We start from the raw sequence: 21,338 nt of genomic DNA, 5'->3' as shown, positions 1-21,338 counted from the left end.
CACATAAATACCTTCCAAGAAGTGATTTCGATTAACCTCAACGCTAGAGCTTCTCCCATAGACACTAGAGGAGGCAGAGGCATTGAAAGTAAATGCTGCTGAATGGCTCCAATCTGTTCTATTTGGTGTGCCATTAGCGTTGTGTCCATTTTGTTTAACAAAAGCCCCGCTCGTCCAACCACTCACTTGAAAAGTCTCGCTAATGCCATACGCTCCTCCTGTGATATTGGGTAAGCCCTCACTTCCTAAACTTCCAACCTGTGCTATATCACCCACGCCTTTGGCATATAATCCAGCTTGAGGTAGGCGGAAGTATCCATTAGGCACACCCTCTTGCAGAGAGGTGGAAGTGTTTTTGAAAAATAAATAAGCTTTAGGGTATTCTGTAATAGAGAGTATGGCTCCTAGGGGCTTATAGCCATTGGGAAGGGCATTTCTAAAAAAGAGTTGATATTCTCCAATCTTAGCGTTTTCTCTCTGCCTCCTCTCATCTGTTATTTCTTTTTTAAGCAAGAGATGGCGGAGGTGAATAATCATAGAATCAACCTTATTATGTGCATAATCTAGGAAGTCTTTTTTCTCTTGGATGAGAGGAGTGATTTGCTCTACTAGGGCATTTATATCTACTTTGGGAGGGCGAAGCGACTTTTTTAACACCTCAAATTCATCTCTACTTACATAATCACTACTTACAAAAACTACTTCATTTACCTCGCCTTTAATAGGCAGTTTGATAGTCATTAGCCCACCTACACCCTCTGTAAGCACGACTTGAGGAGTAGGAAGCGAGGCTATAATGTGATTTTGGCTATCAAGTAAAAGTATGGCATACATATAATTTGGAGAGTTTATATCTCTTAAATTGATTTCATAGGTAAGAATGCCATTTTCATCAAAATACCCCACATCAATATTTTGAGTGAAAAATATCAGCTCATTAACCTCATCAAAATCTAAATCCTCTTTTGATATTAAGGATTCTAAATGCTCATCTTTTGGGGTTTCTTTGCCTAGAAGTGCGTAAGTTTGCACTTCTTTTTGTAGATTTGAGTTTAAAATTTCTATGCCTTTGTTTGTGGGAATACCCTTAATCATCATCTCTCCTCTTTGCGTTATCTCTTTGGTAGAAAATTTAGCTCTTGATAAATAAAACTTTAGTTTTATTTATCAGTGCGTCCTTTTCTAAAGAAACTTCGTTTTGTCCTCGCAGTTTCACTACTGCGAGATTAACGCCTTTGGCGTTGAATGGCGTAAATGGGGGTTTTACTCCCATTTATAAGACTACGCAGTGATTACATCACAGCAGCATAGGAATGATAGAGTTTTTAAGATTCTTAAGATAAAAGCGGGGAATGTGATTAATATAGCTAGAGGTTACAATGGATAAGATTCAACTCAAAATCTTAACTGCCATTATACTACTATGCTTAATAGTAGTCAAGTGCTGTTAAGATAGCCCGTTATCCACGCTTTTGCTAGGGCGTGGGTAAGTCTTATCCTGCCTCTTACTAGCTTTAAAATACTAAATCCCACTTTGCAATAATTTCTATATTTGCTTGTGTTTGGAATGTTCTATTTATGCGTGATATACCCTTAATATCAAGACAAAAATCACTTACACTTGCAGTCTCTGTTTTAATTTGAGCTGATGGGAGATTAATGCTAATGCCTTTAGAGCTATCACGCAGAGGCTTGTATATGTCAATGAGCCTCATTGCCTTTTGTAAATCTATTATATGAGTGCTATTTGGCTCAATTTGTATTTCGAATTCAAAAGGATTTAAATGCTCTTTTGTGGCGTGAGTGTGAATCTTTACTTCTCCAAAGATAGGATATACCGCTTCTTTAATGCCCTGCATTGTGCCTAATTTGCTCTTTTTTAAAAGAGGCTTTTGGCAGAGGATTATAGCAATAGCACTATTCTCATCTTGTATGTCTATATCAAAGGTATTAGCTATGGCTTGTATATATTCATTGGAGCTTTGAGGATTATAAAAATATTTACTTTTAAGACTAAAGTGTTTATCAATCAAATCCCCAAAAAGAGAATCTAATATATTTAATTCTTTGTAGCTATCATTGAGTAAATTCATTGCTTTTTCTTTATGTGAATTGAGTTTAGCTCGTATATAGAATTTTCACTGATATTTTCAAAAGACTCTACTTCCGCATTAATCACATTTTTATCAACAAAGCAAAGAGAGATAACTTTATTGAGCGGAACGCTCTGCCCGATTTCTAAAGACGCAAAGAAATTTTCTATTTGAGATATAATGACCGCCTGTATAATGCCATATTCTGCTTCTTTGTTTAATGTAAGTGTGATATTTAAGTCAATGATTGTAGGCTCTATCTTTTCAATAATGACTTTATCAGTGAGTGGGATATTGTCTTTTACATTTTGCCTTATAAGCTCTTCACTCCCTTCATTATCTCCATAATACATAATCTTTACAATGCCGCTTTGCGGACTAAATACTTTTACTTTTGCAACGCCCTCAACTTTTGCATAGTGTGTATAACTTGCCTTACTCCCAGCGGTAGAGAATGAGCTCAAAGCATTTATAAAGCGTTTTTTTAAACTCTCATCATCTTCGCCCTTTTCATATATGATAAATTCACTTAGCATATTTATGTCTAAAATGAGAGGATTCTTAATCTCTAGTATCGTTGTCTCCCAATCTCCCTCTTTATCTCCTTGCAAAATGACTTCGTTTGATATATTGGGTAAAAGCTCATAGTCTTTTAAGGCATAGGCATTTGTGCCATCTTGACTAACAAACTTTGTGCCTTTGCTTAAAAATGTATTATCTTTGACTTTGATGTGAGCTTTTGCTAATGGAGGAGAGCCAACAAAGCGTTTTAAATCAAGGAGTTTTACTAACTCATCTAAATACTCTCCGCTTGAATATTCTAAATAATTATTCGCAATAATGGAGTTTATCTCATTGATTTTTAGATTGAGGCGATAGAGAATGCAAGAGATGAGGATATTATAATCATCTCCAATCAATGGTTCATAATCAAGCTTTTTTTCACTTTTCAGTTTTGTGCTAAAAGCAGATATGATAGATTCTCTCTCACTATCCAAGTCAAGTGGTTTTAAAAATGGAGGCATTTGCATAAGAACTCTCTTTAAAATTTTAGAGATATTGTAGGTTTCTTAAGCCGCAATGGTATATAATCAGGCAATATAATATAAGGGGCAGCAAATGATTTTTAATACCAGAGCTAAAAGGCTGTGTTTCGCAAGGTGAGATATTCCAAGAAGCTCTCTATAATATTAAAGAAGCGGGGGAGCTCTACATAGAGAGTTTGGGCGATTCTATTAAAGATAAGCAATCGCACTTTTCAAGCTAAATCAATCGCTACACTTTCATCTTCTGTGCGAATATGCAGGGTAAGAGTAGAATTTTCACACTCTATAGTTATATCCTCTACTCTCACTCTAGGCTCATAGAGCTTAATTTGCTCTAAAATCTCATCTTTAAGCTCTAGTAATAATTCATTGCTTAAAGCCCTATCAATGAATTTATCGCTTAAGCCAAAATTCGCATAAAGAGGCATTGTGTATTTTTTAGTGGTAAGCATTCGTCTTATGTTTTCTTCTATGCTTATTTGATACATTGACTATGCTCTAAAACTAGGCGTAAAATAGATAATCTCTAGCTCGATACTCACACTAAAGGCTTGTGTGGTAGCAATTTCGCTTTTTTCTACTTTAATGGCAGTGATATTTTTAATGCCGCTGAAGTTTTCTAAAGTTAAGAGTATGGATTCTAGGAGTTCATCGCTTTTACTTTTGCTTGTAGCAATAATCTCTATCTCTAGCCCTAATGTATGTTTCCAGCTTTGGCTTGAGGGAATGGAGATTTGTGTATCAGTTTGTCTTATAACAATAAAAGGAGATTTGTTAATATCAAGGATTAGAATATCATCTATTAAAAAAGTAGCTTTGCTTATTTCTGCTTGAAGCTTTTGTTGTAAATTCTCTACAATCTCATTTCTAATTAACATTTTAACCCTCATATATATTGCTTTCTTTTAAAAACAGCCTTAACATCATTCTACTTTCGATTTGAATTTGATAGATTTCATAGTTTTTGCCCTCAAAAACCACTCTATCCCCCACGCTTAAGTCTGCATTATCGTTAGCAATGGCAAGGAGTGTTAGCTCAAAGCCATAGCTTACCTCATCGTAAAAGACTTTTGTTGATTTATTGCTAAGTGCTCTTCGCTCTCTTCCATAAGCACTAAATCTCTGTGGTAGAGTTTTGAGAATATCGTTAGCAAACATATCAAACATATCTATTCTTTGGCTAAAGATTCCTCTATTTTTTTAGCCAAAGTCTCATCTTTTGTGTTGTCTTGGAATTTAATGCCAAGCTCTTTGGCTTTCTCTTCTAGTGTAAGTCTCTCCTGTGTTTTTTCTTTTTTAGATTCTTCTTTTAAGGCAGAATCTAAAGGGATAATAACCTTTGAGTTAATAAGCCTTTTGATATAGCCACTATCTGCCTGATTATCAAATTCAATTACACTACCTTTTTTAGTGTGGGCTTTGTTGATGATAGTGTCATATAGGACTTCATATTTCATTTTTTCTCCTTGAGTTTTAATCTTTGTGTGGATTCTAAACTTTTTAAGACACATATACATTTTATAAAATAGTGATATAATTTTAGAAAATTTCTAAAAGGAGATGTAATGGATAAAGTAAAAAGCATTTGCCAAGAGCTTGGCATTACTCAAAATGAACTAGCAGAGCTAATGGGATTACATTATACAGCTTTTTCAAAATGGAAAGAAAAGATTCCTAAAAATGCAGAGATTTGCCTTGATTTACTCGTTGAAAACTATCGATTAAAAAAGCACTTAAAGGGGATTAAAGAGGCAATTATCACTTTGCAAAATATAGAAAAATTCTAATTTTTACTATATTTTTATATATAATTTCTTTTATTTAGCTTTACTTTTTTAGAAAATTTCTATATAATATATTTATATTTTTGAGAAAGGAGGTCAAGTTATGGAAACCCTAACCGCTATCATTAGCTTGGTAACTGCTTTAATCCAGCTTTTGTTAGTCCTTTGGGACGCAAAAAAGAAGCGAAAATAGGCTTAAAGGGAGGGGAGTAACCCCTCCCTTACCATAAAATGACTATGATAGTATATCACAAAGGAGTAAAAATGATTGATTTAGTGCAAAGCTTGATTATTTTGGTATTGGTATTGCAGGTGGTGCGATTAAGCTTTAAAATCCGTGACTTGGAAAATAAGCAATAACATTGCAAGTGTAGTGGTGGAGGTTATCCCTCTTATTCCTCCTCCCTCGTGGAGTGAGTAAGGGGGCAAAGCAGAGGATAAAATTTAAGACTTTGCTATCACAAAACTATTTGGTCTTTTAAGCTCCATTCCTACATCATAGAATCCTGTAAAAATCAAATCCCCTTCATCATCTTTTAAAGCCTGAACTTGCAATCCTCCCCAGGTGCCTACAAGCACATTTCTAAAATCTCCAAAAATGGCGTGGTTGTCTTTAAGTAAATTATTCATAAAATACTTATATCCAGCCAAATAGTTTGCTCTCTCATCAAGGAGATATTTATCATTTTCACTATCGTAGTGTGTGCTTTGAAGGTGAATCATACCCTTAGAATTTGTGGCAAAGTGAGTATTTGCAATGGATAGATTTGCATCTGTGAGCTTTCCTCCAAATTCTAAAGTCTTTTTGTAGTCTGTATTAGTAAAATAACCCTGTATTGACTGCACTCCTGCCGTATTAAAAATACCACTAATTGGGCAATCCTCATCTTTTTCTCCATAAAGCAAATCCTCTTCGAGTCTTAACCTAATGGCTCTTTTTATCTCTCTAATGATATAGCTCTCTAATGCAAAAGGTGTCATTCCTAGCATTTGACGAGTAATAAGCACTTTTGCTTTAATAGTGTTTGGGGTAAGCGTAATAGAGTCTGCACCTAGCTTTGAAGGTGTGGTTTTCTCTCCTTCTTTTACCCAATACGCTTTGATAGAACTATTATCTCTAGGCACTCTAATCGTGCCTACAAGCCCTGTCATTTTATCGCAGAGGCTTAAGATATTAGATTCTACAAAAACGCTTTCAATGAATTTATCACTGCGATAGTATTCTGGGATAAATCCCGCACTTGTTGGGTCAATACTTCTAGTCTGCTCATCTGCGAATCGCGAGTAATATTCATTTGGTATTTCAAGTCCATTGTGTCCTTGCTTAAATTCAACTTCGCCTACTTTTGTGCCATTAGCTACGCTTAAGGCATAGTTTGCCAAAGAGAAGCAAATATCATCTCTTTTTGCTACTTTTGGGCTTTGTTTTTGAGCGAAGTTCTGCTCTCTCATCAATGACATACTAAAATCTTTATAACTCATTCCACTCTTAATAGCTTCTAGTGCCTCTTTGGAAGCATTAGCAATTTGCCCTAACTCTAAAATTTGAGCTTCCTCTTGCTTTCTTAACTCCACTTCTTTTAACTGCTCTTGTAGTTCTAAAACTTCCTTGCTCATTTGTTCTCCTTGATTTTGAATTTGAGGCATATGTATCTCCTTTGCAAAATTTGAAATTACAGCGTTTGGGTCAGCTCCTTGCCAAACTGCACTTAACTCTACAATTTCCCCACTTTTAATATGAAAATGTGGAAGATTGTTAATCTTTTCTCTTTCTTCTATCTCACAATCACCAAAGCCTACACTCACAGACTTACTTAAGCCATTGGCATATTTTTTGTAAGCATTGGCAGATTCCTCTATGTCTTTAAAAAACTGCACACGCACCTTTAAATTGCCGCTTTCATCTCTTTTGAAATCTATGATTTTCCCAATGGCGTTTTTAAAGCTTACATTATGGTCTAAATAGAATGTATCCGCTTTAAAATCGATAGCAGAGGTGTCAATACTGATATAAAAATCTCCAAACAAACCACTTCTTTTAATAGTTGGGTTATTTGATAAGGCAGTAAAGCTAATGGTGCAATTTTCATTATCAAAGCAGGAATCATTTAAATCAAGTGCAAATGTTTTTTGTAGATTCTGCATATTTGGATTCAATGTATCTCCTTGTATTTTTGTGGTATTGTAAAACATTTAAGACTCAAAGGTTTTTGCGGATAAAATGCGGCTTTCCCGCTCCGCATTTTGGCAGTGAGTGCAAAGCACTATATTCACTCACTATAGATTCCTTGATTTTAAAATCTCATATATCTCATTTTCTTTTTGCAGCTCTGCTATATGTGAATCTAACTCTTTGCCCTTTTCTCTTAAGATTTCACTAAGCGTTTTTTGCCCACTTTCTAGGGCTATTCTATTGGCAGTGATTTCTTTTTGTGGATCTATATATTCCCATCCTTGAGGCTTAAATGTATAGCCTTCTATTATGCTCTTATGGTCTTTTGGATATATATTCCCACGCTTTATTTCATTCAGCACCCACATCTCAAAAACCTTATTATGTAAATTTCTAATAATAAAGTTTTGTAACCCCCTAAATTGCCGCCTCTGCTCACTCGCCCCGTGCCTAATAGAGCTATAATTGACTTCTCTTAAGTCCCCTGTGAGTGTGCTATAACTAATATTTAATGCTTTTGCAATCTCTCTATCGGTTTGTTTTATGAAAAACTCTATATTTGTAGCATTGTGGGATTCTGTAAAATAGGGCTTGATATTTTCGTTAATATAGGTCATTTTACCTACCTCCGCCCTCTCTTTTATTTCTTTATACTCTTGTGTGCTTTCCTCATCTCCATTATCAAAGTTAGGCACGATATTTTCATCGTTATGCACAAAAAAGCCCGTGATTTCACTCTGCAATCTTGCTCTTTTGAGTTCTGCTCCCTTAAACTTGTCTTTTTGAAATGCAGGGTAGATTACCGGGCTAAGTGGAGATACACCCCGCACTTGCAAGGTAGATATACGCTTAAAAAAATGTAATATGTGCTTTGCTTCTATCCTTTGGACTTTGTCTTTGCTATCTGTAATATAATAGGCAATAGGAATGAAATGATTGTCAAATTCTATACCTTTATAAATGTTTTTTGCTTCATTGTCTATGCTCTCATCTACATTGTCAGGGTCGATGACTTTGAGACTTAAGCCCTCACTTGTCTCATTTACATACACAAAACACTCTCCATCACGCTTAAGATACAGTAAGCACAAAGATTCTATATCCCAAAAATCTATATGAGAATAGGGGATATTCTCTCTCCACACCCACCATTTAGACTCTATATCTTTATTTAAAGCAGCATTTTGTGTATGTAAATCAAGCAAGATTCCATTATCGCCAAAAATTTCTTTATCAAGCGTATCAAAGTAGCCACTAAGCAGAGGCGAGCTTGTAGCTACATTTCGCGCTTGATAACGCAAGGCGCGAGATTGGCTGTCTATGGGGAGGTTAGAAATGAGTGAGAGAATCTCATTTTTTTCTAACTCGCTAGGATTTAAACTTGGAGCTGTATAAAATCTCTTTATAAGGGACAGGGGCTTTTTGGGTAATAATTTTTTAAGAGACCTAAGCAGCTTCAAAGTTTTAATCCTCATTTGGTTTTTTGAAAGAATGGCAACTTTCTCTCAAACCTTAAAATACATATTGCACACTATTTGGCAGGGATTTTTTGATGATAGAGTGTTTAATCTTTTCTAACTCATTAATAAGTTCTAGTGGAGATTTTTTCTTAATCTTTATGCCATCTATTTCATATTCACTTATCTCAAAACCATTTTTAAGATTAGCTAATACTTCATTGATAGCCTCATCAATGAGACTGACTTTTTCTATCTTATTCAAAACAAATCCTTTAACAAATAGTGGCAAAGCTATTATAAAAATTTTAAGACTCTATGGGTATAGAATATGTGTTAGCCTATCTTGTCTTTATAATATCTAGACTATCTAGCTTCATTATTTTAGCTCCTGCGAGGCATAACACAAACAAATCCAGTCCCTCGTTTCGCTCACGCACTTTTTCCCACCTATATGTTGTGTAACCACTTGGCGTTTTAGTCTTTACAAGTTTTTCGCTTGTGAGCTCTTTGAAATAATCTAGGCTATAAGATTCACAAAAATGACAATATCCTGCCCCCACCTCATCAACTCTTAAAAGCTTAAATACCTCACTCTTTCCTGCGTAAGTTCCTATACTAAAAAGATGAACGCCGCTTGTTATTTTTTTAGCAGGAGTGATAAAGTCCTTCTTTCTCTCGCTCTCACTCGCTCCCTTACTTGCAAAGAAACGCTTATCAAGTTTGACGAAGTTATATACCCTCTCTTTATTAAATCCGCTATCAATAAGACTGATTGAGCTTCTCAAAGATCTGCCACCCTTGGTATAAAATACCTCTTTAAGCTCTTTGTATAGCCTTCCCCACACCTCACTTTGCTTGGTATCTCCATAAAGGATAGTGTGTTTGATTCCCCAATTTTCATAGCCTAAAGCCCAGCCCTTAAATTCAATTTCAATTCTATCCCCTTGTATATCCACTCCGCTTGTGATAAAGATAATATCATCACTCAATGCCGTGGGGCTATATGCCTCTCTGCGATTGTAAAGTTCATTTTCCTCAAATTTTACGCTTGGTGGCTCAAAGGATTCTGCTTTGATCGTATTTACAAATACTTGAAACTTGGCGATATGATTTTTAGAATCTAAAAAGTCTTTGACTATATCTTTGAGGGTAAAAAATGGGGAATAGAGGGCATTTAAGAAAAAACCTACTTTTGTATTATTTTGTATTGTTTGTGTGGCTCTCCATTCTCCCCTACTTACTGCAGAGTTTTTCTCTATCTCATTCCATAAGCTCCCACACTCTATACAAGCATATCTTACAGAATCTAGATCGTGTTCCCCATTATCTCTTTGCTCCCATTTGATATTTTCAAAATATAATACTTGGTAAAATCCACATTTGGGGCAGGGCACAAAATACTTACGCTTATCGCTCATCTCATATTCGCTCTCTATGACGCTATGCCCTTTGATTGTGGGAGTGGATACTTTGAGTATTTTTCTATCATAGTAAGTATTTGTGCGTTTTTGGGCTAAATCTATACTATGCCCTTCTTTAGTATTTTCACATCTATCTACCTCATCTACTATAAGCACTTTAATGGGCTTTGAGGCAAGTTTTGATGGAGAGTTACTCCCTACCAAAGCAAGATTTCCTCCTTTAAAATTTTTAATCAAAATAGTATTATTTGCTTCTCTATCATAGATTAAACTTCCTAATTCTTTGGTATCTCTAAACATTGGGGTTAGCCGCCTCTTACTATAATCCTCTGCCATATCTTCGGTAGGAAGCAAAAATAAAATCGTGCTCGGGTCTTGATGGATATAATAGCCTATCGCATTATTAAGGATTTCACTTTTTCCTAGCTGACTTCCCCACATTAACACTACTTCTCTCACATTTGGATCGCTAATACAACGCATAGGCTCAATTTGATAGCTTAAAGCTTGAAATTTACCAAAGAGTGCGGAAGATTCTTGACTTAATACTCGATATTTCTCACTCCATTCATAGAGATTGAGTTTTGGTTTGATAAAGATTGATTTCGCAAAGACTTCTTTTAGCGTCATTGCTTTATTTCCTGTGTTTGCATTTCTTTTTCTTTTTTGATTTTTGTTTCATTGTCTATGGCTTTTTGTGTATAAACGCTAGGATCTTTGAGTTCAAGGAGTATCAATTCAATTTGAGCCTCCATTTCATTGATGACTTTTTGACTAATCTTGTGCTTTCGTTTAATGATGTGGGGGAGCGCATAGAGCTTGTTGCTTATAGTGATAGCTATATCCTCGAGTTCTTTTGCAATCTTTTCTAGCGGAAGTAAGCTTTCAATTTTTTCTTTATAGGCTAATTCTTTAAGCTTCGCTTCTGCCAATTCCCTTCTTATCTTTACCTTGCCCATATCGCTACTTTGAGCTTCTAAATCAATCTTGTAAAGCGTGTAACTTTGGATATTTTTACTTGCGTCCCATTGATTTTTATCAATTTTATTAAGGATTCCAGCTTTTTCAAGATTGTATATATGCCGCTCGGTGAGCCCTAGAAGTTCGCCTAGCTCTGTGGTTGAGACTATCATTTAAGCGCTTTAACCTTCTTGCTAAACTCTGCGTGTGGAGAGCCTGTGAAAGGACATATACACTCTCCTGTTACCACTCCACCTAAATCACTTGCACTCTCTCCCCCAAGCGTAATGGATTCTGCATTAATTGTAGCTTTCTTGCACACAATATTAAGTTGTTTAAGGCTTTTTACTTGCAATGCCCCATCTTGATAACAAATACTTGTTCCATCAGCGTAATTAATGGATTCTGTATTTTCTTGCAAGTGTGAATAAGCACTTTGTGGGAAAATTGAGCCTATTACAAATCCTGTATTGTCTAGTTTAAACAAAATGACTACTTCTCCAACTTGAGGTGGGCTATAATGTGTTTTAAACGCATTGCTTACTTGAAGATAGGGTACAAAATCACTTTTAGTATTTGTATATTCCACTCTTACTTTAGATTTATCTACTTCAATGATTGTGCCTATGTAAATTTTTGCTTCACCATACATTGCAAGTCCTTTGTATTATTCTTTCTGTTTATAAGTAAATTTTATTTGAGGGTGCCTACTTGAGCATTTGCAGATCCTTTAGTTTCCACAATGGCATTCTTTGTGAAGTGAGAGATAATCCCTTCGCTTATTGCTTCTATAAATCTTTCATTTTCTTTACTTTGCTTAAAGCCTTTTGCTTTTATAAGTGTTAAAAGTTCAGTTTTTAATTGTTTAGAATCCAGCATAGAATCTCCTATATGAAATGCTTTAAGCTCCTTGCTTCATATAAAATATTAGTCTTTTTAAGATTCTAAAGTTTTTTTGGATTTTTTAATAATTAAAGCTTTAAAATGGCTATAAACCCTATAAAATAGACTTTTGATGATTGGTTACATAAACCAAAAATATAAATTTTGATATGAATATGAAATGACTATTTTTTCTCCAAAAATCTCCAAAAACCGCGGTCGGCAACCGCGAGGGGAGGATTTGTGAAGTAAGGACCCAATAATTTAGAGAAATAAGATGAAAGCATAAACAAGATAAACATATAGATAAAATAAAAGTATAAATAAGATAAACATATAAACAAGATAAAAGCATAAGAATAGAATGTTGATTTTAAATCAATGCATTAGCTTAAAACTTATAATAAAGACAAGATAAGAATCTTTGAAGGTTCTCCAATGATTGAGTTCATATTGTAAGCTAAATATTGTCTTAAACCTTATGGGATTCTATAAGGAGAGTAAGAGGATAGAATCTACAATTAAGAGAGCAGGTAAGCACAACTTACTCTCTTAAAAAACCACTTTTACTTTTTTATGTGGCTTTAGTTGTATGCCTTACGCTTAGGCTTATAGGGCGTGTGGCATTGATGTGTATTTGTCGGAAATATAAGCTCATTGCAAAAGTGATATTTGTCGGAAAGTGTTTTTACTTTTCTTACAAATTAATCGGAATTTTAACTTTGGATTCTTAGAAAATCTAGGGGGATTATATAGAGCAAATTAATCGGAAATTCAGTTTGATTATACGAGGGGCGTTGGGCTTAAAAATTTTTGTGATAGTTGATTTTTGCGAGGGTGGCTTAATACGCTCTAATAACGCCTTTAAGAATCCCTACTATTACAAGAGATTCTAAGTCTGTGCCTTTGACTTCAAAGCTTGGGTATTCTTTGTTGCTTGAGATAAAAGATATTGATTTGTTTTGTGGGTTTTTTTGAATCTGCTTGACATACAAGTCGCCTTGATAGTTAGCAATGACTATATCGCCATTTTTTGCCTCACTGCTTCGCTCTATGAGTGCAAAATCGCCATTTTGGATATATGGGTGCATAGAATCCCCTTGCACTTGTATCATATCAAGCTTTTTATGAGGCATTTTGATAGCACTTAAGAGATTGGTATCTATTTCTATGCTCTCTTCATTTTCGTTGATAATGCCATATCCTGCAGAGGCTTTAATATTGGGGTAGTAGGTGATTTTTTGGGTTTTTACATCGTTCTTGTATGTTTTACTTCTTTTTTCTAATAGTGTCAATATAAGCTTTTCGTGATAGTCTCGCACATCAGCTTCACCTGTTTCTATACGAGATATTTGTCTTATATTAATACCTATCTCTTTACTCAATGTATCTTGAGTCATTCCTAATTTTTCTCTAATTTCTCTAAATTCTACACCTGTCATAAGTAACCTTTCTGCATTTTGTCTTAATTATATCTTATTTTTGTCATATTTTTTATGCCTAATCTTAAGCTTTAAATTAAGACTATTGTCTTATAATAAAGTCAAAGGAGTTTTTATGACATTTGCTAGTTTTGTAGCGTTCAGTGTATGGGATAAATGATAAGGCATTGTGTGAAAAGGACTTTTCAGCGTTTCATAAATTCCTCGAAAATAGCATACAGACAAAGACACGCACCAAGAATACACAAACTCCATCCGAGGGCAAAGAGTATTTTAAAATCATCAAGGAGTAAAAAATGACATATACAAAACTGCGCTTAGTGCGTGAAATAAGCAAAGACTTAATAACTATGATAGAGGCTTATGAGAGAATAAATCCCAATCTAGTAACTCTTCTGAAAGAAAAAAGAGTTCATCATCGCTTAGAGAATCTATCTCCTTTGGAAGTTTGCCAAGAGCAAAGCACAAATAATATTTCAGAGCAGGAAGTCCTTTTAAAACTTTATAACCTTGAATCCTGCTTAAAATATCTCCACGATACACTAATAGAGTTTCGGTTGATTGACTCTTGATAGCCTCTAGGGCTTGTTTTTCTATTTCGAATTTAGACTTTTTCATATCTACACTCCTTACATTTTTCACATTCTAACATAAGTAAATATTATTTTTTATAGTCATTTGTCTTGACATATTAAGACTATTGTCTTATAATTTATACAAAATCATCAAGGAGTGAAAAATGACAAAGACAAAAGAAGCTTGGCAAAGCTATTGCAAAGAGAGAGAAATGGAATACAGGGCAGTGTTGGCAGAGTGGTTGCGTGATAGGCATAAAGTCGCACAAGGCTTTAAAGAAGGGCATATCAACTATTGCTATGAAGTCATTGCAAATATTAGGGCTTATGGAGAAGGAGCTCAAGGCTTGGAGATAAATTGGCAAAAATGGACAAAGAAATGGTTAGCAAGGAAGTTTAGAGGCATAGCCACTAAAGCCATAACAAATGGAGGTAAGCAATGAGTTTATTTAAATTAAATATGAAAAAGGTGTCTCAAGATTTTGGGAGCTTGAGAAAAATGGCTGATAAGCTTAACATCAAGAAATCGACAATAGACCATATCCTCTATAATAGAAAGACTTTTAGCTTTCGCAAGGATAGTGTGCGAGAGGTAGTCAATGAGCTTATCTCTAAGGGCTATCTCCTCTATGCTGATGAGGTGGGTGAAGAGGCAAGAGCGCAAACAAACCAAGAAATAGCGTGTGAGTTAGGAGTGAATAGCCCCTCATCACAAGTAAAAGATGTTGGAGCGTGTGTAAATTGTGGTGGAGGTATGCGATGAGAGCGTTATTTTTAATAGAGTCTGTGAAAATGGGCACAAAGGCAGTCAATGCTATTAATGCTAGAGAATTACACGAGAGATTGCACTCTAAACAAGACTTTAGCACTTGGATAAAAAAACGCTTAGAAGTCTGTGGTGCAAGGGAAGGAGCGGATTATATTTTGATTCCATTTGATGTGGCACAAAAGGAAGTCAAAGATTTGCAAGTCGCTCCACAAAAAAATGGAGCGAAAGTGAAAGGGCAAGAGCTTAGGCTTTTTGAGAGTTTGGCTCATCTGTATGGGTTTAAACAAGACAAAGTCGTGCATAATAAAAAAGAATACATTATTAGCCTAGAGATTGCTAAACACATTGCTATGCTAGAAAAGAATGATATAGGCAGAGGGGTAAGGCAGTATTTTATCGACTATGAGCAAAGCCATAGTGATAATTCTATTATAGAAGTGCGCTCTCTCATTGAAATTACTAAGAGGCAAACACAAGCCTTAGAGGGTATGCAAACAAATGTAGAGATTATCGCAAAGAAAGTGCATCTTTTAGAATCTACAAAGCGTTTAGAATCGTGGCAAGAGAGGGGCTTAAGCGATAGTGTGAAGTCTAAAGTCGCCGAGCTTACAAAAGGTAGAGATATAGGTACACATATCAAGAGTGCTTATTTTAGAGCTATTTACAAGAGACTCAAAAGTAAGTTTTATGTAGCGCGCTATAGCGAGATACCAAGTATCAAGTATGAGGAAGCACTTGAATATGTGAGAAATATCACCCAAGATGATTTAGTGTATTAAAAGGAGAAAACAATGGCTTTTAAAGATTTTGTAGCGTTATATAACCTTGATAAGAAAGTGTGTCAAATGATTATGGATGTAGAAAAGATAAACGATAGCTTTGCATCAGAGGCAAAAGAGGTGAATCTTTTCAATGCAAGTAATGAAAATGAGGACAAAAAGAAGGCAGATTCAGCGGAATTAGAAAAGCTACGCACTGGGGCGAGGCAGTTTATAGGGCAGCTCTTTAAATTCAAGGCTATTGTGAATGAATATCAAGCCTATAGAAATAATGACAAATTAGAGCAGGTGGAAAGTCTATTTGGGCTAAGTAAAGAGCAGCTAAAAATATTGGAGGAAGGCAATGGTGAATCTTAAGTTTGAGGAGCAGCTTATCATTGCTACTACTCAAAGCATTATTGCCAAATATGGAGCGGTGCTAAGTGAAGGGGTGATAGCAGAGATATTTGGACTTAATGAAGTAACCATACGCAATAAATTCTCCCAAGGTGCAAAAGACTTGCCTAGCTATACGCAGCTCAAGGGCAAGAGGGTGGTTATGGCAAATGACTTGGCGGAATTTATGATTAAAAATGAGATGAAGTTTTAAGCTTTGGGGCATTTCTAAAGGATTCCAAGTGAAAGAGGCAAAGAAAATACTAGGCTACATCAACTCCACTTACAAACAGGAGGTAAATGTCTTTGAGAGTATGGGTAAGGTTGATAGAAAGCGATACGCTTCATATGTATTACGCAAAAAAGTGGGCTTTTTAAGTCCTAGTGAGTGGCTTGAGAAAAAGGAAAATGCAGGAATGACTTTTAAAGAGATTGCAAAAGTTCTTAATATTTCTGTGTTGGAGGTAAGAACAATATATGAGGAGGCAATGGCAAAAATGAAGGCGATTATAGAAAATGGAAATATAAAGCAATACTCACAAAGCATAATAAGCAATCCTAGCTATATGGATTTTGTTTTAAGCAAGGCGCAAAAGGGCTTAAAGGTAGGCTTTATATGTAAAGAAAAGTGGCTTAATCCTAATCTTTTTGACTACCAAAGAGAGATAGTCCAAAGGGCGTGTGAGATAGGTAGGTATGCTCTCTTTATGGATACTGGACTTGGTAAATCCATCACACAGATGAATTTTGCCTATGCAGTGCATAAGCATTCGCATAAGCCCACGCTTATTTTAGCACCTCTAGCAGTAGTGTATCAAATGCTTGATGAGGCGAGGAAATTTGGCTTTACTCTGTCTAAAGTAGAAAATGGAGAGTTAAAAGAGGGGCTTAATATTATTAATTATGAACAGATTGATAATCTTAAGAGAGTGGATAAGTTAGCGGGCATTGTCCTTGATGAAAGCTCGATTTTAAAATCTTTCACAGGCTCGACAAAGAGAACGCTATTAGAGATGTTTAAAGACACTCCTTATAAACTCGCTTGTAGTGCTACTCCTAGTCCAAATGACTACTTAGAGCTAGGCAATCATAGTGAATTTTTGGGTGTTATGCCTAGCTATGAGATGATTATGCGATTTTTTATCAATGATACAATGAATGCGGGGGGATATAGGCTTAAAAAACACGCAGAGAGTGTCTTTTGGGAGTGGGTGGCGAGTTGGGCAGAGTGTATAAGCTCTCCTGCTGATTTGGGTTATGATGCAAGTGCATTTATACTACCGCCTTTAAGGGAGATTATCCATCGTGTGCGTTTTGATAATGTGCAATATGATGCAAAAGATGCTTTATTTGCACTACCAAAATCTAATGCTACTACTTTAAGCAAAGATAAAAAATCATCACTTCCTTTTAGGATAGAAAAACTCAAAGAGATTTTAAGGCAAGAAAATAGCACACCTCATCTTATATGGGTAGATACAAACTTAGAAGCTAATGAGCTAAAAAAGGCACTGCTTGATGAGTTTAGTGGTATCGTAGAGATAAGAGGGAATGATAGTGCGGAATATAAGGCAAGGAATCTTATCGCCTTTGCTAATGGTGAGATTCCTATTCTTATCACAAAAGCAAGTATAGCAGGTTTTGGACTAAATTTTCAAAATGCCTCAAATATGACATTCTTAGGATTAAACTATTCTTATGAAAGCTATTACCAAGCTATAAGGCGTATGTATCGCTTCGGGCAAAAGAGCGAAGTGATTGTGAATGTGATTTTGGCAGATAGTGAAGTGGAGATTTTAGGTATTTTGCATAAGAAAAAAGCTCAACACGACTTAATGAAGCAAGAAATGACTAAGGCTATTTGCAAAAGTAGAAGTGCCAAAGACTTAAAAGATTCTTGGAATACTACTCTTAGAATCCCCTCATTTTTACAATCTTATTCAAGGAGCTAAATATGAAGCGTTATGCAATGGTGCAAGGACATAAGGCAAGGTATAGCTTGAAGTATTATTTTGTATGGGAAGGACTTATATACCTCAAATACAATGATATAGAGAGCTTTATTGATAATAACCTCAAATGCAAATGTGTAGATATTGTTGCGTATTGACATTAAAATAAAAGGAGTGTGTATGGAATATATCAATGAAAAAGAAAAAATCGCAATCTATAATACTGATTGCGTGGAGTTAGCAAAGAGCTTACCTGAAAATAGTATTGACTTTAGTGTGTATTCTCCACCTTTTGCCAATCTTTATACTTACAGCGATAATGTAGCAGATATGGGGAATTGTGCTAATGATGAGGAATTTTTTGAGCAATATAAATACCTCATCAAAGAAAAATTTAGAATCACTCGCAATGGTAGGCTTACTGCCATTCATTGTAAGGATTTGCCTAAGTATAAGAATCGTGATGGAGCTGGAGGACTAGTCGATTTTGCAGGGGCAATTATCAAGGCACACGAAGAGTGTGGCTGGACATATCATTCACGCATTACTATTTGGAAAGACCCTGTCATAGAAATGCAAAGGACAAAGAATCAAGGGCTTTTGTATAAGCAAGTGTGTAAGGATTCGGCTTATTCTAGGCAGGGAATGGCAGATTATATTATCGTTATGCGTAAATGTGTGTATGAAGAGAATGTGCCTGTATGTCGGGAGAGCAAGGAGAGGTTTTATGATTATATTGGAAGCTCTTATTTTGCCCCAAAGATAGATAAAACCTCACTTGCTCTTGATGAGGAGGAGGCAAAGAGGCTATATAGTATTGAAGTATGGCAGAGATATGCCTCGCCTGTATGGTTTGATATAGCGCAATGCAATGTATTAAATACTGCTTTAGCTAAAGATTCCAAAGATGAGAAGCATATTTGCCCTTTGCAGCTTGATGTCATAGAGCGGTGCATTGAGCTATGGAGCAATGAAGGGGAGATAGTTTTTTCTCCTTTTATGGGTATAGGGAGTGAGGGCTACCAAGCCGTGCTACAAAACAGAGGCTTTGTCGGCAGTGAGCTTAAAGAGGGTTATTTCAATATTGCATTACAAAACATAAAAAAGGCAGTGGATACAAAGCGAAATTTATTTGATATGCCTTTTTAAGAGTGTAAATGTTTAATCTAGGATAAAAGAGTAAAAAGTGGGCAAAGAGTGTCAATATAGCACAGGGATAGATTCTTATCGCTTCTGTATTCCAAAGACTATGGCTTTGAAATTCTTAAAAAAGCTAGAGTTGTATGCAAAGCTAAGGGCTACTACACGCAATAAACAAGTGCAAAGCTATTGTAAAGATAAGTTTAAGAGCCAAAAGAGTGAGAGTAGTAAATATCCCTTTAAGGTGCGTTATATCAATCTTAAAAGAGGAGTAAAGTCTTTGAGTAATACGATTTTATTCCTAGAAAATAGCAAAGAACTTCACGCCATAGCAAGGCAAAATAAAAAGAAGCTTGATTACTATGTGATGATAGTTTTTGCAGGACTTCATCAGCCGAGTAAGGATATAGAATCGAGTGTCTTTAAGATTTTAGCGCAGTTTGTAAGGAGATTTAAGACATATAGCTTTGATTTGGCTTATGATTTTGATAGTGCAATGAATATAGATTATAAGCTTAAAGATTGGTTTGGAAGTAATAGCTTAAAGTGGAGCGGAGGTAAGATTATAAGTGTAGGTAAAAGTCTCTATGGAAATGCTATCATTGATAAATCCAAATACTTTAATCTTAGTAGAATCTTGCTCTATGATAAGTATCACAAACAAAGGTATTATCACAAAGAAAAGATTCCTGATAAATTCTCACAATGGAAGCGGTTAGAGCTTACCTTTGAGCTAAGGGGTAAGTTTCTACAAATCATTGAAAATGAGAGTATTAATGAAGCGATTGATGTGCTTGATGATATGGCAAAGAGCATTGGCGCGGTGGGGCTAATTGGCGTAGAAATAGATATTTTAGCCAAACAAATCCAAATGCTAAGGGATTTAAGACATAAATATGTCTTTAAGGCGTGGATAAAAGCAGCAAGTTAAGAGTAGCTATTTGGAGATTGTAGGCATTAGAGAGAAGGGAGTTAAAATGAATGAGAAAGCAAAATACTATGTAATCCAGTTTGACGCAATGAAAATTAAAGATAAAGCAGAGTGTGAGTGTGTATTTGATAGCTATGATAGAGCTGTCAAATGGGTTAATGAGAGATCACCATTGTTTTATCCAAGTGCAGTATTTATCATCTATGAGGAACGAAAATTTGATATGAGGGCAAAGAAAGTAGTAATTGGTAGTAGAAAGGATACAGAATGAACTAAACAAATAAGGTGCGTTATATCAATCTTAAAAGAGGAGTAAAGTCTTTGAGTAATACGATTTTATTCCTAGAAAATAGCAAAGAACTTCACGCCATAGCTTAGATGAAAGATTTTTTGTAAGCGGATTAAGGCATTTTGGGTAGAATCCATATCATATAAGGAGAGAAAATGAGTGAAAACAAAGTTTCTTTAGATGAAATCCCGCAAGGGCAAAAAAGTGAGAATCTTATCAAAAAAACCTGTAAGGAGCTAGGGCTTACTTATAGAGAGCTAGGGGAAAGGATTGGGTATAGCGAGAGTGCAATAAAAAATGCAGCAGTTGGCGCAGTCAGTGAGCCAATGCAATTTGCAATTAATCTGTATTTGGAAAATTTAGCCTTAAAAGAAAAATTAGCAATCTCTGATAATTTTAGGCAAAATCTTAAAAACTTTCTAAATGGCTAAAATAAAGATTTTTAGTCTTATTCTATACTAAAAAATCCACAAATAATACTTTTAATAACCTTTTATCTTGACTTTTAGTTTTTTTTAGTATATAATTTTAGTATCAAAGTTGATTAAAGGACTTTGAAATCTAAAAGAAAGGAGACAAGATGAAAAGATTAGTAACTGCAGTGCTAATTTTAAAGATTATCTACTTGATAATCAAAATCTTAGAAGCTGTAACCTAGCTCCTAAGCCCGAGCGCAAAGCTCGGGTTCATCTTATCTCTTAATTGTATTCTACCATAAAGGAGTAAAAATGGAAATATTAGGTCATATTTTAGATATTGCAGAGGTGCTTATCATTGTGGGGCTTGTGCTTTGGGTGGATAGACTGCAAAAGCGTATAGAGAAGCTAGAATCTAAAACAGAAAAGGAGGCGTAAAATGAGTGCTACACATCAGTTAAAAGACTTACAAGAGCTTGGTATAGATTCTAGGTTTCTTATTGATGAGCTGACAAATTTTCAACAACGAAATGAGGAGATTCATTTCTTACTCTCTTTGGTAATCAATGAATATGAAGAGAATATGCCTGAAGATAGCTTTAGCTATGTCCCTCATCTTGAGGGCATAGCCACGCTTTTAGATGCACAGAGGTTTATTATGCGTAGCTTTCAAAAATACATAGAGAGTGGCGATATAAAGGATATGCAAAGCTTAATGGTGTGAGTTGCTGTTTATAATTTTATTCTACCCATTAAACGAAGTTGCTATATTGGGTAGAATAAGAGGCGTAATTAATAAGGTGTCTAAGCAAGAGATTTTTAAGTTAATAACAAGCGAGGAGAAAGGATAT

31 protein-coding genes are annotated in these 21,338 nt (G+C 35.3%); 15 read left to right on the top strand and 16 right to left on the bottom strand.

Annotated features, from left to right (window positions below):
- The 3 genes from QZ289_RS06840 to QZ289_RS06830 form a co-directional block, all read right to left on the bottom strand.
- A partial coding sequence (locus QZ289_RS06840; protein ID WP_295700826.1) for a hypothetical protein occupies positions 1–1,095 on the bottom strand: 1,095 nt, incomplete at its 3' end.
- A 419-nt stretch (positions 1,096–1,514) separates the two neighbouring features.
- Entirely contained in the window at positions 1,515–2,093 is a 579-nt protein-coding gene (locus tag QZ289_RS06835; protein WP_295700823.1) for a hypothetical protein, read from the bottom strand.
- On the bottom strand, positions 2,090–3,124 hold the full coding sequence (locus QZ289_RS06830; protein WP_295700820.1) for a baseplate J/gp47 family protein: 1,035 nt from the start codon (positions 3,122–3,124) through the stop codon (positions 2,090–2,092). The genes QZ289_RS06835 and QZ289_RS06830 overlap by 4 nt, the downstream gene beginning before the upstream one ends.
- A 98-nt stretch (positions 3,125–3,222) precedes the next feature.
- Between QZ289_RS06830 and QZ289_RS06825 the strand changes: the two genes are divergently transcribed.
- Positions 3,223–3,360: a type II toxin-antitoxin system HicB family antitoxin gene (locus tag QZ289_RS06825; RefSeq protein ID WP_295700833.1), complete on the top strand. Its 138-nt coding sequence runs from the start codon at positions 3,223–3,225 to the stop codon at positions 3,358–3,360.
- On the opposite strand, the gene QZ289_RS06820 is transcribed toward QZ289_RS06825, so the two are convergent.
- Genes QZ289_RS06820 through QZ289_RS06805 form a run of 4 tightly spaced genes read right to left on the bottom strand, consistent with a single transcriptional unit; the run spans position 3,352 to position 4,596 of the window.
- Positions 3,352–3,627, bottom strand: coding sequence for a GPW/gp25 family protein (locus QZ289_RS06820; protein ID WP_295700818.1), 276 nt, complete (start codon positions 3,625–3,627; stop codon positions 3,352–3,354). The two genes, QZ289_RS06825 and QZ289_RS06820, sit on opposite strands and share 9 nt — an antisense overlap.
- 3 nt (positions 3,628–3,630) lie before the next feature.
- Complete coding sequence (locus tag QZ289_RS06815; RefSeq protein WP_295700816.1) at positions 3,631–4,017, bottom strand: hypothetical protein; 387 nt, start codon at positions 4,015–4,017, stop codon at positions 3,631–3,633.
- Position 4,018: 1 nt separating this feature from the next.
- Entirely contained in the window at positions 4,019–4,306 is a 288-nt protein-coding gene (locus QZ289_RS06810; protein WP_295700814.1) for a hypothetical protein, read from the bottom strand.
- A 2-nt stretch (positions 4,307–4,308) separates the two neighbouring features.
- A complete protein-coding gene (locus tag QZ289_RS06805) occupies positions 4,309–4,596 on the bottom strand; it encodes a hypothetical protein (RefSeq protein ID WP_295700812.1) in 288 nt (95 codons plus the stop codon).
- A gap of 108 nt (positions 4,597–4,704) precedes the next feature.
- Here QZ289_RS06805 and QZ289_RS06800 point away from each other — a divergent pair, with 108 nt between their 5' ends.
- Positions 4,705–4,926, top strand: a complete 222-nt coding sequence (locus QZ289_RS06800; protein WP_295700810.1) for a helix-turn-helix transcriptional regulator — start codon at positions 4,705–4,707, stop codon at positions 4,924–4,926.
- 441 nt (positions 4,927–5,367) lie between these two features.
- Here the strand turns inward: QZ289_RS06800 and QZ289_RS06795 are convergent, their stop codons facing one another.
- From QZ289_RS06795 to QZ289_RS06755, 9 genes are all read right to left on the bottom strand, one after another.
- Positions 5,368–7,080: a phage major capsid protein gene (locus QZ289_RS06795; RefSeq protein WP_295700808.1), complete on the bottom strand. Its 1,713-nt coding sequence runs from the start codon at positions 7,078–7,080 to the stop codon at positions 5,368–5,370.
- Positions 7,081–7,200: 120 nt separating this feature from the next.
- Positions 7,201–8,556: a phage portal protein gene (locus tag QZ289_RS06790; RefSeq protein ID WP_295700805.1), complete on the bottom strand. Its 1,356-nt coding sequence runs from the start codon at positions 8,554–8,556 to the stop codon at positions 7,201–7,203.
- Between the two features lie 52 nt (positions 8,557–8,608).
- On the bottom strand, positions 8,609–8,818 hold the full coding sequence (locus QZ289_RS06785; protein ID WP_295700804.1) for a hypothetical protein: 210 nt from the start codon (positions 8,816–8,818) through the stop codon (positions 8,609–8,611).
- Between the two features lie 76 nt (positions 8,819–8,894).
- Positions 8,895–10,607, bottom strand: a complete 1,713-nt coding sequence (locus tag QZ289_RS06780; protein WP_295700802.1) for a terminase gpA endonuclease subunit — start codon at positions 10,605–10,607, stop codon at positions 8,895–8,897.
- Positions 10,604–11,110: a hypothetical protein gene (locus QZ289_RS06775; protein WP_295700800.1), complete on the bottom strand. Its 507-nt coding sequence runs from the start codon at positions 11,108–11,110 to the stop codon at positions 10,604–10,606. Before QZ289_RS06775 ends, QZ289_RS06780 begins: the two co-directional genes overlap by 4 nt.
- On the bottom strand, positions 11,107–11,589 hold the full coding sequence (locus tag QZ289_RS06770; RefSeq protein ID WP_295700798.1) for a hypothetical protein: 483 nt from the start codon (positions 11,587–11,589) through the stop codon (positions 11,107–11,109). Before QZ289_RS06770 ends, QZ289_RS06775 begins: the two co-directional genes overlap by 4 nt.
- Before the next feature lie 41 nt (positions 11,590–11,630).
- Positions 11,631–11,816, bottom strand: coding sequence for a hypothetical protein (locus tag QZ289_RS06765; RefSeq protein WP_295700796.1), 186 nt, complete (start codon positions 11,814–11,816; stop codon positions 11,631–11,633).
- A gap of 845 nt (positions 11,817–12,661) precedes the next feature.
- Complete coding sequence (locus tag QZ289_RS06760) at positions 12,662–13,261, bottom strand: LexA family transcriptional regulator (protein ID WP_295700793.1); 600 nt, start codon at positions 13,259–13,261, stop codon at positions 12,662–12,664.
- 348 nt (positions 13,262–13,609) lie between these two features.
- A complete protein-coding gene (locus QZ289_RS06755; protein ID WP_295700791.1) occupies positions 13,610–13,879 on the bottom strand; it encodes a hypothetical protein in 270 nt (89 codons plus the stop codon).
- 121 nt (positions 13,880–14,000) lie between these two features.
- On the opposite strand from QZ289_RS06755, the gene QZ289_RS06750 reads away from it, so the two are divergent.
- The 13 genes from QZ289_RS06750 (at position 14,001) to QZ289_RS06690 (ending at position 21,211) form a co-directional block, all read left to right on the top strand.
- The gene (locus QZ289_RS06750; RefSeq protein WP_295700788.1) at positions 14,001–14,279 is read left to right on the top strand and encodes a hypothetical protein; all 279 of its coding nucleotides are present in this window, start codon (positions 14,001–14,003) and stop codon (positions 14,277–14,279) included.
- Complete coding sequence (locus QZ289_RS06745) at positions 14,276–14,599, top strand: hypothetical protein (RefSeq protein ID WP_295700786.1); 324 nt, start codon at positions 14,276–14,278, stop codon at positions 14,597–14,599. Before QZ289_RS06750 ends, QZ289_RS06745 begins: the two co-directional genes overlap by 4 nt.
- Positions 14,596–15,384 (top strand): antA/AntB antirepressor family protein, encoded by a 789-nt coding sequence (locus tag QZ289_RS06740; protein ID WP_295700783.1) that lies wholly within the window; start codon positions 14,596–14,598, stop codon positions 15,382–15,384. The genes QZ289_RS06745 and QZ289_RS06740 overlap by 4 nt, the downstream gene beginning before the upstream one ends.
- Positions 15,385–15,396: 12 nt before the next feature.
- Entirely contained in the window at positions 15,397–15,741 is a 345-nt protein-coding gene (locus QZ289_RS06735) for a hypothetical protein (RefSeq protein ID WP_295700780.1), read from the top strand.
- On the top strand, positions 15,728–15,973 hold the full coding sequence (locus QZ289_RS06730) for a hypothetical protein (RefSeq protein ID WP_295700778.1): 246 nt from the start codon (positions 15,728–15,730) through the stop codon (positions 15,971–15,973). The genes QZ289_RS06735 and QZ289_RS06730 overlap by 14 nt, the downstream gene beginning before the upstream one ends.
- Positions 15,974–16,001: 28 nt before the next feature.
- Positions 16,002–17,711 carry a helicase-related protein gene (locus QZ289_RS06725; RefSeq protein ID WP_295700775.1) on the top strand — a complete coding sequence of 570 codons (1,710 nt, stop codon included), beginning with the start codon at positions 16,002–16,004 and terminating at the stop codon, positions 17,709–17,711.
- Between the two features lie 2 nt (positions 17,712–17,713).
- Complete coding sequence (locus QZ289_RS06720; RefSeq protein WP_295700773.1) at positions 17,714–17,869, top strand: hypothetical protein; 156 nt, start codon at positions 17,714–17,716, stop codon at positions 17,867–17,869.
- 22 nt (positions 17,870–17,891) lie between these two features.
- The gene (locus QZ289_RS06715; protein ID WP_295700771.1) at positions 17,892–18,860 is read left to right on the top strand and encodes a DNA methyltransferase; all 969 of its coding nucleotides are present in this window, start codon (positions 17,892–17,894) and stop codon (positions 18,858–18,860) included.
- A gap of 37 nt (positions 18,861–18,897) precedes the next feature.
- Positions 18,898–19,782, top strand: coding sequence for a hypothetical protein (locus QZ289_RS06710; RefSeq protein WP_295700768.1), 885 nt, complete (start codon positions 18,898–18,900; stop codon positions 19,780–19,782).
- A gap of 46 nt (positions 19,783–19,828) precedes the next feature.
- Positions 19,829–20,053, top strand: coding sequence for a hypothetical protein (locus QZ289_RS06705; protein ID WP_295700766.1), 225 nt, complete (start codon positions 19,829–19,831; stop codon positions 20,051–20,053).
- A 173-nt stretch (positions 20,054–20,226) separates the two neighbouring features.
- On the top strand, positions 20,227–20,502 hold the full coding sequence (locus QZ289_RS06700) for a helix-turn-helix transcriptional regulator (RefSeq protein WP_295700763.1): 276 nt from the start codon (positions 20,227–20,229) through the stop codon (positions 20,500–20,502).
- 297 nt (positions 20,503–20,799) lie between these two features.
- Positions 20,800–20,925: a hypothetical protein gene (locus tag QZ289_RS06695; protein WP_295700761.1), complete on the top strand. Its 126-nt coding sequence runs from the start codon at positions 20,800–20,802 to the stop codon at positions 20,923–20,925.
- Position 20,926: 1 nt separating this feature from the next.
- Entirely contained in the window at positions 20,927–21,211 is a 285-nt protein-coding gene (locus tag QZ289_RS06690; protein ID WP_295700759.1) for a hypothetical protein, read from the top strand.
- Positions 21,212–21,338 lie beyond the last annotated feature (127 nt).

Source organism: uncultured Helicobacter sp., assembly GCF_910577135.1.
GTDB classification, from domain to species: Bacteria; Campylobacterota; Campylobacteria; order Campylobacterales; family Helicobacteraceae; genus Helicobacter_C; species Helicobacter_C mastomyrinus.
This window is presented reverse-complemented; position numbering and strand designations above follow the sequence as displayed.